Source organism: Caenimonas terrae (assembly GCF_042655405.1).
In the GTDB taxonomy this organism is placed as follows: Bacteria; Pseudomonadota; Gammaproteobacteria; order Burkholderiales; family Burkholderiaceae_C; genus Ramlibacter; species Ramlibacter terrae_A.
In genome coordinates this window covers 254,633-267,227 of the sequence record NZ_JBHSMF010000009.1, presented here as the reverse complement: position 1 = coordinate 267,227, position 12,595 = coordinate 254,633, and the positions used below count along the sequence as shown (strand labels likewise).

The 12,595-nt window shown below is 68.8% G+C and carries 11 protein-coding genes; 3 read left to right on the top strand and 8 right to left on the bottom strand.

What is annotated here, in order from left to right:
• Positions 1-60: 60 nt before the first annotated feature.
• Entirely contained in the window at positions 61-2,004 is a 1,944-nt protein-coding gene (locus ACFPOE_RS14925; protein ID WP_376850917.1) for an ATP-binding protein, read from the top strand.
• Here the strand turns inward: ACFPOE_RS14925 and ACFPOE_RS14920 are convergent.
• The 3 genes from ACFPOE_RS14920 to ACFPOE_RS14910 are packed head-to-tail and all read right to left on the bottom strand — an operon-like array spanning position 2,001 to position 4,746.
• A complete protein-coding gene (locus ACFPOE_RS14920) occupies positions 2,001-3,203 on the bottom strand; it encodes a phosphoglycerate dehydrogenase (protein ID WP_376850916.1) in 1,203 nt (400 codons plus the stop codon). The genes ACFPOE_RS14925 and ACFPOE_RS14920 overlap by 4 nt on opposite strands.
• Positions 3,196-4,278, bottom strand: coding sequence for a 3-phosphoserine/phosphohydroxythreonine transaminase (gene serC, locus ACFPOE_RS14915; RefSeq protein ID WP_376850915.1), 1,083 nt, complete (start codon positions 4,276-4,278; stop codon positions 3,196-3,198). Before serC ends, ACFPOE_RS14920 begins: the two co-directional genes overlap by 8 nt.
• A 60-nt stretch (positions 4,279-4,338) precedes the next feature.
• Positions 4,339-4,746 (bottom strand): hypothetical protein, encoded by a 408-nt coding sequence (locus ACFPOE_RS14910; RefSeq protein WP_376850914.1) that lies wholly within the window; start codon positions 4,744-4,746, stop codon positions 4,339-4,341.
• 111 nt (positions 4,747-4,857) lie between these two features.
• Between ACFPOE_RS14910 and ACFPOE_RS14905 the strand changes: the two genes are divergently transcribed.
• Entirely contained in the window at positions 4,858-5,682 is an 825-nt protein-coding gene (locus ACFPOE_RS14905; protein WP_376850913.1) for a helix-turn-helix domain-containing protein, read from the top strand.
• A gap of 106 nt (positions 5,683-5,788) precedes the next feature.
• On the top strand, positions 5,789-6,289 hold the full coding sequence (locus ACFPOE_RS14900; protein ID WP_376850912.1) for a pyridoxamine 5'-phosphate oxidase family protein: 501 nt from the start codon (positions 5,789-5,791) through the stop codon (positions 6,287-6,289).
• A 160-nt stretch (positions 6,290-6,449) separates the two neighbouring features.
• Here the strand turns inward: ACFPOE_RS14900 and ACFPOE_RS14895 are convergent, their stop codons facing one another.
• From ACFPOE_RS14895 to ACFPOE_RS14875, 5 genes are read right to left on the bottom strand one after another with little or no spacing between them, the layout of a single operon-like run.
• Positions 6,450-9,035: a bifunctional aconitate hydratase 2/2-methylisocitrate dehydratase gene (locus ACFPOE_RS14895; protein WP_376850911.1), complete on the bottom strand. Its 2,586-nt coding sequence runs from the start codon at positions 9,033-9,035 to the stop codon at positions 6,450-6,452.
• A 32-nt stretch (positions 9,036-9,067) separates the two neighbouring features.
• The gene (locus tag ACFPOE_RS14890) at positions 9,068-9,787 is read right to left on the bottom strand and encodes a hypothetical protein (RefSeq protein ID WP_376850910.1); all 720 of its coding nucleotides are present in this window, start codon (positions 9,785-9,787) and stop codon (positions 9,068-9,070) included.
• Complete coding sequence (locus ACFPOE_RS14885) at positions 9,784-10,812, bottom strand: HpcH/HpaI aldolase/citrate lyase family protein (protein WP_376850909.1); 1,029 nt, start codon at positions 10,810-10,812, stop codon at positions 9,784-9,786. Before ACFPOE_RS14885 ends, ACFPOE_RS14890 begins: the two co-directional genes overlap by 4 nt.
• On the bottom strand, positions 10,809-11,585 hold the full coding sequence (gene tam, locus ACFPOE_RS14880; protein WP_376850908.1) for a trans-aconitate 2-methyltransferase: 777 nt from the start codon (positions 11,583-11,585) through the stop codon (positions 10,809-10,811). The genes ACFPOE_RS14885 and tam overlap by 4 nt, the downstream gene beginning before the upstream one ends.
• Positions 11,586-11,602: 17 nt before the next feature.
• Positions 11,603-12,589, bottom strand: coding sequence for a malate dehydrogenase (locus tag ACFPOE_RS14875; RefSeq protein WP_376850907.1), 987 nt, complete (start codon positions 12,587-12,589; stop codon positions 11,603-11,605).
• Positions 12,590-12,595: the final 6 nt, after the last annotated feature.

Genomic DNA, 12,595 nt, shown 5'->3' with positions numbered 1-12,595 from the left:
CCGGGCCGGTATCATGGCTTGCAGTACCGCCGGCCTTCCCGGCCGGGAAGGACTCGATCGATGGGATTTCCCGGTCTGGCGGCCCGTACGGCGCGCACCCTGCTGTGCCTGGTGGTGCTGGCGTTCGTGGCTGCCGTGCCGGCCGCCGCGCAGCATGTCCGGGTGGGCGTCTACCAGAACAGTCCCAAGGTCGACTACCAGCCCGGCAAGCCGCCGCAGGGCCTGTTCATCGACGTGATCGAGACGATCGCGCAGCGCGAGGGCTGGGACCTGGAGTACGTCCCGGGCACCTTCGCCCAGGGGCTGGCCCGGCTGGGACGCGACGAGATCGACCTGATGCCCGACGTCGCCCGCACCCCGGAGCGCGAGAAGCACTTCGACTTTCCGCGCGAACCGGTGCTTTCCAGCTGGAACCAGGTTTATGCCCGTGCCGGCAGCGGCATCCGCTCGCTGCTGGACCTGCAGGGCCGGCGGGTTGCGGTGCTGGAAGGCTCGGTGCAGGAGAGCTTCTTCGCGGACCTGGCAGCCAGCTTCGGCGTCACGCCGACGATCGTGCGTTTTCCCGACTACGCGTCGGCATTCGCGGCGGTGGTGGCCGGCCAGGCCGACGCGGTGGTGAGCAACCCGCTGTACGGAGCGGCCCGGGCCCGTGGCGCCGGTCTGGAGGACACGGCCATCATCTTCGCACCCACCGGCCTGTTCTTCGCGGCGCCACACGGGGCGCGCCGGCCGCTGCTCGCGGCGCTGGACCGCCAGATGGCGGCGCTCAAGCAGGACCCGTCCTCGCCCTATTACGCGGCGATGCGGCGCTGGATCGCGACCGAGCCGCAGACCGTGCTGCCGCCCTGGCTGCGGCCGGTCGCGCTGGCCGGGGCGCTGCTGCTGTCCCTTGGCCTGCTGTGGATCCTGACGCTGCGCCGCACCGCCAGCCGGCTGCGCGAGAGCGAGCAGCGCCAGCGCCAGGTCGCCTCCGAGATCGGCCGCATCTTCCATTACTCGCTCGACGCGATCTGCGTGCTGGACGCCGAGCTGCGCCTGGTGCGGGTGAGCGACGCCTGCGTGAAGCTGTGGGGCTGGCGGGCAGCCGAACTGGTGGGACGGGCCTTTCCTTCGCTGATCGCGCCGGACGACCGGTCGGCCGCGATCGCGCTGCTGGCCGACGCCCGGGGCGGCCATCCGACGGCGGCGGTGGAAAGCCGCTCGCTGGACCGCGGCGGCGGCAGCAGGAGCATCGTCTGGTCGGCGGCCTGGTCCGAGGACCAGCGCGAGTTCTACTGCATCGCGCGCGACGACAGCGAGCGCCAGCAGCTGCTGCAGGAGCTGCAGTCGTTCAGCTATTCGGTGTCGCACGACCTGCGGGCGCCGCTGAGCACCATCTCCGGCTTCATCGGCAAGCTGCTGGCGGACTACCGCGAGCGGCTGGACCCGCCGTCGCTCGCGCGGGTGGAGCGGGTGTTGCTGGCGACGCGGCGGATGGGCCAGCTGATCGACGACCTGCTGGACCTGGCGCGCATCTCGCGCGACGAGATGCGCCGGTGCGAAGTGGACGTAGGCGCGCTGGCGCACGAGGTGGCGGACGGCCTGCGGCAGGCCCACCCCGAGCTCGATCTGCGGGTGCTGATCGCGCCGCAGCTGCATGCACTGGCCGATCCGCGCCTGGTGCGCATCGTGCTGGAAAACCTGATGGGCAACGCCGCCAAATTCAGCGCGCGGGTCGCGCTGCCGACGATCGAGGTCGGCCAGGAGGTCGATCCCGACACCGGCGCCACCGTGTTCTTCGTGCGCGACAACGGCGTCGGCTTCGAGATGCGGGACGCGCAGGACCTGTTCGCGCCGTTCCACCGGCTGCACAGCGCCAGCGAATTCGAGGGCTCGGGCATCGGGCTGAGCATCGTCAGCCGCATCGTCGGCCGCCACGGCGGGCGGATCCGGGCCGAATCGGCACCCGGCCAGGGCGCGGTGTTCCGCTTCACCCTGGCGCCGGCGCCATTGCCGGCGCCCTAGTTGGCGCGTTCGTCGGGCAGGTAGCGCACCGCCAGCACGCCGTCGATGGCGCGCAGGGCGGCGAGGACCGAGTCGCCGGCCGGGCTGTCGACGTCCACCAGCGTATAGGCCATGTCGCCGCGCGACTTGTTGACCATGTTGTGGATGTTCAGGCCGGCCTGCGCCATCGCGGTGGAGATCTGGCCCAGCATGTTGGGCACGTTGGCGTTGGCGATCGCCACGCGGTACGCCGATTCGCGGGCCATCGAGACGCTGGGGAAATTCACCGCGTTGGCGATGTTGCCGTGCTCCAGGTAATCGCGCAGCTGGTCGGCCACCATGATGGCGCAGTTCTCTTCCGCCTCGCGGGTGGAGGCGCCCAGGTGCGGCAGCGCGACCACCCGGGGCTGCCGCAGGATCTTGCCGTCCGGGAAATCGCAGACGTACCAACCCAGCTGCCGCGCACCCAGCGCCGCCAGCACCGCCGCGTCGCTCACCACGCCCTCGCGCGAGAAATTCAGCAGCACCGCGCCCGGCTTCATCAGCCCGATGTTCTGCTCGTTCACCAGGTGGCGGGTGGCATCCACCAGCGGCACGTGCAGGCTGACGAAGTCGGCGTTCTTCAGCACCTCGGTGACGCTGGCGGCCTTCTTCACCTGCGCCGGCAGGCTCCAGGCCGCATCGACCGTGATCTCCGGGTCGTAGCCCAGCACGTTCATCCCCAGCTTGATCGCGGCGTCAGCCACCAGGCAGCCGACCTTGCCCAGGCCGACGATGCCCAGGGTGTGGCCGGCCAGCTCGAAGCCGGCGAACTCCTTCTTGCCGCTCTCCACCGCCTGCTCCAGCTGACCGGATTCCGGATCGAGCGCGGCGACGAAGGCCAGCGCCGGCGCCAGGTTGCGCGCCGCCAGCAGCATGCCGGCCAGCACCAGTTCCTTCACCGCGTTGGCGTTGGCGCCGGGCGCGTTGAACACCGGCACGCCGCGTGCGCTCATGGCCTTGACCGGGATGTTGTTGGTGCCGGCGCCGCAGCGGCCGATCGCCTGCACCGTGGGCGCGATCTGCAGCGCGTGCATGTCGGCCGAGCGCACCAGCACCGCGTGCGGGTCGGCCATGTCCTTGCCGGCCAGGTAGCGCCCGGCCGGCAGCCGCTGCAAGCCGTTCTCCGAGATCTGGTTCAGCACCAGGATCCGGAACGCGGGAGCGGCGGTGTCAGCCATGCTGCTGCTCGAATTCCTTCATGTACTGCACCAGGGCGCGCACGCCCTCGATCGGCATCGCGTTGTAGATCGAGGCGCGCATGCCGCCGACCACCCGGTGCCCCTTGAGCTGGATCATGCCCTTGGCCTGCGCGCCCTTGAGGAAGGCTTCATCCAGCGCGGCGTCCCTGAGCTGGAACGGAACGTTCATCAGCGAGCGGTCGTCGCGCGCCACCGAATTGCTGAAGAACCTGCTCTGGTCCAGGTAGTCGTACAGCACCTTGGCCTTGGCGCGGTTGTGCTCCTGCATCGCCGCCATGCCGCCGCGCTCCTTCACGTGCTTGAGCACCAGCCCGGCGATGTAGATCGCATAGGTGGGCGGCGTGTTGTACATCGAATCGGCGTCGGCCTGGGTCTTGTAGTTGAAGGCCGACGGCGTGATCGGCAGCGCGTGGCCCATCAGGTCCTCGCGCACGATCACCACCGTCAGACCGGAGGGGCCCATGTTCTTCTGCGCGCCGGCGTAGATCAGGCCGTACTTGCTGACGTCGATCGGCCGCGACAGGATGTTGGACGACATGTCGGCCACCAGCGGCACAGCGCCGGTGTCCGGCGTCCAGTGGTATTCGACGCCGCCGATGGTCTCGTTGGAGCAGATGTGCACGTACGAGGCGTTCGGGTCGAGCTTCCACTCCGACTGCTTCGGAATGGCGGTGAAGTTGCTCGCCTCGCCGCTGGCGGCGATGCTCACCTTGCCGTAGGTCTTCGCTTCCTTGAGCGACTTCTTGGACCACTCGCCGGTGTTCACGTAGTCGGCGCTGCCGGTCTTGCCGATCAGGTTCATCGGCACGATGGCGTTCTCGCCGATGGCGCCGCCCTGCATGAACAGCACCTTGTAGCTGGCGGGAATCCCCATCAGCTCGCGCAGCAGGCTCTCGGCCTCGGCGTGGATGCCGATGAACTCCTTGCCGCGGTGGCTCATCTCCATCACCGACATGCCGCTGCCGTGCCAGTCGAGCATCTCGTCGGCGGCCTGGCGCAGCACGGCTTCGGGCAGGGTGGCGGGTCCGGGGCTGAAATTGAAGACGCGGGTCATGGGAGGCTTTCTGTGTGCGCTGCGGTGAGTGAAACAGCATACAAGAAAGCCCCGTTTGCCTCAGGCCCAGCCCGCCTGCGGCGTCGGCCGCCGCAGGGCCATCGCCTGCAGTTGCGCCAGCACGGCGACGGTGGCCGCCTGCGCCAGCACCCAGGCCGTGCCCAGCGCGCTCGGCGCGGCGGCGCCGGTGGCGAGCAGGGCAACGCAGGCCAGCGCCCATCCGACATTGCCGGCGACCAGCAGCCACACAGGCGCGCGCGGGATCGGCGAGCGCGTCGCGATCGCGGCCACCACGCCTGCATAGGCCAGCAGGAACCACCCGGTCGCCAGCAGCAGCGGCGCCGGCAGCTTGAGCAGCGATTCCAGCGGGCGGGTCAATGCGACCTGCAGCAGGCCGCAGGCGACGCAAGACAGCGCATCGGCCAGCAGGACGTTGCGCAGGAACCGGGGCGAGGAAAGCAAAGCCATGGACATCTCCTTGGAGGGTTGAAGGTGCGGCCATGATTGGGCGGCGGATGCGCACGGTCCATGACCTGGGAGGTAGTGCAACGGCAGGCGCTTTGCTCCTACCATGCGGCCATGAACGCCTCTGCCTCTCCCGGCCGCGCTCCATCGCGCCCGCCGCCACGCGCCTTCGGCGAGCACCTGCGCCACTGGCGCCAGCACCGCCGGCTGTCGCAGCTGGCCCTGGCCAGCGACGCCGAGATCTCCACCCGCCACCTGAGCTTCGTCGAGACCGGACGCTCCTCGCCCAGCCGCGAGATGGTGCTGCGGCTGGCCGAGCGGCTGCAGGTGCCGCTGCGCGAGCGCAACGCGCTGCTGGTGGCCGCCGGCTATGCGCCCATGTACCGCGAGCGGCCGCTGGACGATCCGGCCCTGGCGGCGGCGCGCCGGGCCGTGGACCTGATCCTGAAAAGCCACGAGCCCTTTCCGGCGCTGGCGGTGGACCGCCACTGGACCCTGGTCGCGGCCAATTCCATGGTGCCGCACCTGCTGCCCGGGGCCGATCCTTCGCTGCTGCAGGCGCCGGTCAACGTGCTGCGCCTGAGCCTGCATCCGCGGGGGCTGGCGCCGCGGATCGTCAACCTGGCGCAGTGGCGGCGCCACCTGTTCGAGCGATTGCGCCAGCAGATCCAGCAGACCGGCGACGCCACGCTGGTCGCGCTGCTGGAGGAACTGCAGGCCTACCCGGTGCCGGCCGGACCGCAGGCGGAGCTGGAAGGCGAGCACCTGGGCATCGCGGTGCCGCTGCAGTTTCGCAGCGACCAGGGCGTGCTGAGTTTCATCAGCACGACCACCGTGTTCGGCAGCCCCAACGACGTCACCTTGCAGGAACTGGCGCTGGAGACGTTCTTCCCGGCCGACGAAGCGACCGCAGCGGCGCTGCGCCACCTGCATGGCTGAGCTCGCCGGCAAGCCTACAGACCGGCAAGTCATTTTCTGACGCATGGGTTTCTGCGGTCGGCCCATGATCGAAGGCTCCCGAAACGACTGCCAAGGACGCACCCCAATGAGCAAGACCGACACGCCGCAAGAAAAGCTGTGGCACCTGATCAAGGACATGAAGTTCGCGATGTTCACCCACCGCCATGCCGACGGGAAACTGCACGCGCATCCGCTGACCACGCAGAACCGCGCGATCGACGAGAAGGGCATGCTGTACTTCTTCGTCTCCAAGGCCACCGAACTGGGACAGCGGGTGCAAGCCGACGGCAACGTCGGCCTGAGCTACGGCGATCCGGGCAAGGACACCTGGGTCTCCATCACCGGCACGGCCACCGTCAGCGAGGACCGCGCCCTGAAGGAGCGGCTGTTCAACCCGATGGTCAAGGCCTGGTTCCCGGGCGGCCTGGAAGACCCCAACCTGGAGCTGATCGAAGTGCACATCGACCACGCGGAGTACTGGGACATCCACGAAAGCAAGATGACGCAGCTGCTGAAGATGGCCACCGCCGCCGTCACCGGCACCCCGCCGACCATGGGCGACCACAAGGAACTGAACATGGGCTGAGCGGCGTCGAGGGCGCCAGAAGTCAACCTGGAACGCAGAGGGCGCAAAGGGTCGCAGAAGCCGCAGAAAGGAAACCCTCAACGGTCTTCTTCTGCGGCTTGAGCGCTTGTTCAGTGCCCTCTGCGTTCGATGAAGATGTCCGCCTGCGCGGATTGCGACATCACGCGGCGACAGTGTCCGCCGCAGCCTTGAAGTTCTCGATCTTGTCGAAGTTCAGGTACTGGTAGACCTGGTCGCTCGCCGCGGTGAGGACGCCCATGTCCTGCATGTACTCCTCCCGGGTCGGGATCCGGCCCAGCTTGGAGCAGATGGCCGCCAGCTCCGCGCTGCCCAGATAGACGAAGGTGTTCTTGCCCAGCCGATTGGGGAAGTTGCGGGTGCTGGTGGAAAACACCGTGGCGCCCTCCCGCACCTGCGCCTGGTTGCCCATGCACAGCGAGCAGCCCGGCATCTCCATCCGGGCGCCGGCGGTGCCGAGCACGCCGTAGTGGCCTTCCTCGGTCAGCTGGTTGGCGTCCATCTTGGTCGGCGGCGCCACCCACAGCTTCACCGGGATGTCGCGCTTGTTTTCCAGCAGCTTGGAGGCCGCGCGGAAGTGGCCGATGTTGGTCATGCAGGAGCCGATGAACACTTCGTCGATCTTGGCGCCGGCCACCTCGGACAGCGTCTTGACGTCGTCCGGGTCGTTCGGGCAGGCCACGATCGGCTCGTGGATGTCGGCCAGGTCGATCTCGATCACGGCCGCGAATTCCGCGTCCGCATCGCGTTCAAGCAGCTGCGGGTTCTTCAGCCAGGCTTCCTGCGCCGCGATGCGGCGTGCCAGCGTGCGGCCATCCGCATAGCCTTCGGAAATCATCCAGCGCATCAGCGTGATGTTGCTGTTGACGTACTCGATGATCGGCTCCTTGCTCAGGTGCACGGTGCAGCCGGCGGCGGAGCGCTCGGCCGACGCGTCCGACAGCTCGAACGCCTGTTCCACCTTCAGCTCGGGCAGGCCCTCGATCTCCAGCACGCGGCCGGAGAAGATGTTCTTCTTGCCCTTCTTCTCCACCGTCAGCAGGCCCTGCTTGATGGCGTACAGCGGGATGGCATTGACCAGGTCGCGCAGCGTCACGCCAGGCTGCATCTGGCCCTTGAAGCGGACCAGCACCGATTCGGGCATGTCCAGCGGCATCACGCCGGTGGCGGCCGCGAACGCCACCAGGCCGGAGCCGGCCGGGAAGCTGATGCCGATCGGGAAACGGGTGTGGCTGTCGCCGCCGGTGCCGACGGTGTCCGGCAGCAGCAGGCGGTTCAGCCAGCTGTGGATCACGCCGTCGCCGGGGCGCAGCGAGACGCCGCCGCGGGTGGACATGAAGTCCGGCAGCTCGTGGTGCATCTTGACGTCCACCGGCTTCGGATAGGCCGCGGTGTGGCAGAACGACTGCATCACCAGGTCGGCCGAGAAGCCCAGGCAGGCCAGGTCCTTGAGTTCGTCGCGGGTCATCGGGCCGGTGGTGTCCTGCGACCCGACCGAGGTCATGCGCGGCTCGCAGTAGGTGCCGGGGCGGATGCCCTGGCCTTCCGGCAGGCCGCAGGCGCGCCCGACCATCTTCTGCGCCAGGGTGAAGCCCTTGCCGCTGTCCACCGGCGGCGTCGGCAGGCGGAACAGCGTGGAGGGCGGCAGGCCCAGCGCCTCGCGCGCCTTGGCCGTCAAACCTCTTCCGACGATCAGCGGAATGCGGCCGCCGGCGCGCACTTCGTCGAACAGCACGTCGCTCTTGACCTTGAACTCGGCGATCACTTCGCCGTTCTTGATTGCCTTGCCGTCGTAGGGACGCAGTTCCACCACGTCGCCCATCTCCATCTTCGACACGTCCAGTTCGATCGGCAGCGCGCCGGCGTCTTCCATCGTGTTGTAGAAGATCGGGGCGATCTTGCCGCCCAGGCAGACGCCGCCGAAGCGCTTGTTCGGCACGAACGGGATGTCCTGGCCGGTGAACCACAGCACCGAGTTGGTGGCCGACTTGCGCGAGGAGCCCGTGCCCACCACGTCGCCGACGTAGGCGACCTGGTGGCCGCGGGCCTTCAGTTCGTCGATGAACTTCACCGGGCCGCGCTTGCCCTCTTCCTCGGGCGTGATGCCGGGGCGCGGGTTCTTGTGCATCGCCAGCGCGTGCAGCGGGATGTCCGGGCGGCTCCAGGCGTCCGGCGCCGGCGACAGGTCGTCGGTGTTGATTTCGCCGGCCACCTTGAAGATCGAGACCTTGATGCTCTCCGGCACTTCGGGCCGGCTGGTGAACCACTCGGCGTCGGCCCAGCTTTGCAGCACGGCCTTGGCGTTCTCGTTGCCGGCATCGGCTTTTTCCTTGACGTCGTGGAACTGGTCGAACATCAGCAGCGTCTTCTTCAGGCCTTCGGCCGCGACCTTGCCCACTTCCGGGTCGTCCAGCAGGTCCACCAGCGGGCCGATGTTGTAGCCGCCCAGCATGGTGCCCAGCAGCTCGGTGGCTTTCTCGCGGCTGATCACCAGGCACTTCTCGGTGCCGTGCGCCACTGCGGCGAGGTAGCTCGCCTTCACCTTGGCGGCATCGTCGACGCCGGCGGGAACGCGGTTGGTGATGAGGTTCAGCAGGAATTCCGCCTCGCCGCTGGAAACGTTCTTCAGGCTCTCGATCAGTTCGGCGGTCTGCTTGGCCGACAGCGGCAGCGGCGGGATGCCCAGCGCGGCGCGCTCGGCAACGTGGTCGACATAGGCTTGCAACATGGTTCTTCTCCGTTCAATGCAAAGGGATGGCGTCAGTTGGTCGTCGCGGCAGGAACAGCCGGGACAACCGGCGCAGCAGGTGCCGTGCCGGCAGGGGCCGCGGCGGGCGACGGTGTCTCCGGGGCAGCCGGCGCCGGCGGCGGGACGGCGGAGGCGGGAGTGGCCGGCGGCGACGCCGCGGTGCCGGCGATCGCAGCCGGCGATTCGACGGCGACGGCGGGCGCCACCACCTTGACCGGCGCCGGCTCCAGGATGTTGATCGGGTTCTTCTTCAGCCCCTCGTTCACTGCCATCTGCGCCGGGTTCATGCAATCGTCGGCCAGGCGCTTGCCCATCTTCTGGCTCATGAGCATGGACTTGTTGGACAGCTGCAGCCACATGGCGCCGGCCACCGGGTCTTCCAGCCGGATCGCGCCGGTCTTGCTTTCCACCGGATGCATGCGGAAACGCTGGATGCCGGTGCGCACGATGAAGAAGCCTTCGCGCTTGTGCGGCGTGATGTGGACGGTGGCGCCGAGCTCGCAGGGAATGTCGCCGGTGAGCACCTGCTTGGCCACCAGCAGGTCGGCGTCCGTCAGCACGACGGCCGGATCGTCGTCGATCGGCGTCTTCTCCTCGACGGTCTTGGGCACGACCTTGCCGCCGCGCTTCTTGACGGTGTTCTTGGCGGCGTGGTTGACCTGGGCCTGCACCAGCGCAGGCGCGGTGGCCAGCAGCAGGGCGAGGGGGAAAGCGGCGATAGCGAACTTCATGCAACTGCTCCGTGAGTGTTCTGGTGCTGCGGGCCGGCGTCGAACCAGCCCCGTACTTCTGCCGGCAGCGACCTGCCGGTGCGATGCGCCCGTTCCAGCACCTGCCAGTAATAGCGGTAGCTGGCGCGGTCCTGCAACCTGCCCTCGAAGCTGATCGGTGCCCACTGCGCAGCGGCAGCGGCCAGGATCATCTTCGCGGCGGTCTCGATTTCGCCGGCGCTGGGCGCGAAGGCGGCGAGGATGGGCCGGATCTGGTCCGGATGGATGCTCCACATCCGCGTGAAGCCGAATTCGCGGGCCGCCCGGCGGGCCGCATTGCCCAGTGCCTTGCTGTCCTTGAACTCCGTCACCACGCCGTGCGAGGGCACCTTGCCATGCGCATGGCATGCCGAGGCGATCTCCAGCTTGGCGCGCACCACCAGCGGGTGGGTGAACTGGCCCTCGATGCCCATGCCCTCGGCCGGGATTGCGCCGCCATGGGCCGACACGAAGTCCATCAGCCCGAAACTGAGCGACTGCAGCCGGGGATGGGCGGCGATGTCGAACGCCCGGTGGACGGCCGCCGGCGATTCGATCAGGGCGTGCAGCGGCAGCCGCTTGGCGCCGGCCGCGTCCAGCGCCCTGGCAGCGCGATCGATGTCGGCGGGCGATTCCACCTTGGGCACCATGATGTGGCACAGGCGGTTGCCGACCTTGCCGGCGATGCTGGCCACGTCCTGCTCGAAGGCCGGATGGTCCACCGGATGGACGCGCACCGCGACCCGCGCCTTCGGGCTGGCCAGCGTGACCAGCGCCACCACCAGCGCGGCGTGCTCGGGCTCGCCACCGACCGGCGCGCCGTCTTCGCAATCGAGGGTGACGTCGAACACGCAGGCGCCGAATTCCTCGGTCATCTCGGCCTGCAGCTGCAGGCTCTTTCGCATGCGCACCTCGACGCCGCTGTAGTGGTCGCAGACCGGCAGCACCACGGCGCCGCCCTGGGCGCCGAGCAGCGCCGCGCGGGGATGGGTAGCAGCGTCGGTCATGGCTTGCGCTGCGCCACGATGAACATGCGCGGGAACGCCAGCAGCAGCTTGCCGTCGGCCCGCGGCCGGTAGGCCTGCGCGATGCGCCGTTCGTATTCCGCCAGGTAGCCGGGCTGCAGGGCGGCCGGCAGCCGCTCGACGAAGGGCTTCAGCCCGGTGCCGCTGACCCATTCGACGATCGCCGCCGGCGACGCCATCGGGTGCTGGTAGACGGTGTGCCAAACGTCGACCAGTGCGGCCTGGGGCGCCAGCAGGTCGTAATAGGCCGCCAGCGGCAGGACGGCCGAGCGCAGCGCGTCGACGTCGCCGATCGCCTGCGCCCACGGCGCCAGCGCCGCCACCTCGCGCATGGCGCGGTGGGTCGGCTCGGCGCGGTTGTCCGGCATCTGCACCGCCAGCACGCCGCCGGGCGCAAGCGCAGCGAACAGGCGCGGGATCAGCACCTCATGCCCCGGCACCCATTGCAGCGCGGCGTTGGCATAGATCAGGTCCGGTGCCTGCGCCGGTTGCCAGTGCGCGATGTCGCTCAGCCCGAAACGCACCGATGGCAGCCGCTGGCGGGCGCTTTCGAGCATCGGCGCCGAGTTGTCCGTGCCGCTGACCTCTGCGCCGGCAAAGCGCTGCACCAGCAGTTCGGTGGAATTGCCCGGGCCGCAGCCCAGGTCCACGACCCGCGCCGCGTCGACCAGCGGAACCCGCGCCAGCAGCTCGCGCGCAGGGCGCGTGCGCTCGTCCTCGAAGCGGCGGTACAGCGCGGGATTCCAGTCGTTCATGCGGCGGGGTGCAGCCTTCAGACCAGGTGGGCCACGCCGGCCTGTTCGTCCTTGAGTTCCTGCAGCGTCTTGTTGATGCGCTCCTGGCTGAACGCATCGATCGGCAGGTCCTTGACGATGGTGTACTTGCCGTTCTCGGTGGTGACCGGGAAGCCGAACATCGTGTCCTTGGGGATGCCGTATTCGCCGTTGGAGGGCACGCCCATCGTCACCCACTTGCCGCTGGAACCCAGCGCCCAGTCGCGCATGTGGTCGATGGCGGCGTTGGCGGCCGAGGCGGCCGACGACAGGCCGCGCGCTTCGATGATGGCGGCGCCGCGCTTGCCGACGGTGGGCAGGAACACGTTGGCGTTCCATTCCTGGTCGTTGATCATGTCCTTGATGGCCTTGCCGTTGGCGGTGGCGAAGCGGTAGTCCGCATACATCGTGGGCGAGTGGTTGCCCCACACCGTCAGCTTCTCGATGTCGCCGACCTTCACGCCGGTCTTGGCCGCGACCTGCGACAGCGCGCGGTTGTGGTCCAGGCGCAGCATGGCGGTGAAGTTCTCGCGCGGCAGGCCGGGAGCGCTCTTCATCGCGATGTAGGCGTTGGTGTTGGCGGGGTTGCCGACCACCAGCACCTTGACGTTGCGGCTGGCGACCTTGTCCAGCGCCTTGCCCTGCGCGGTGAAGATGGCGCCGTTGATCGACAGCAGCTCGGCGCGTTCCATGCCCGGGCCGCGCGGGCGCGAGCCCACCAGCAGCGCGTAGTCCGTGTCCTTGAAGGCGGTCATCGGGTCGCTGTGGGCTTCCATGCCGGCCAGCAGCGGGAAGGCGCAGTCCTCCAGCTCCATCATCACGCCCTTGAGCGCCTTCTGGGCCTTCTCGTCGGGGATTTCCAGCAGCTGCAGGATCACCGGCTGGTCCTTGCCCAGCATCTCGCCGGAGGCGATGCGAAACAGCAGGGCGTAGCCGATCTGGCCGGCGGCGCCGGTGACGGCGACGCGGACGGGTTTTTTGCTCATGGGAAA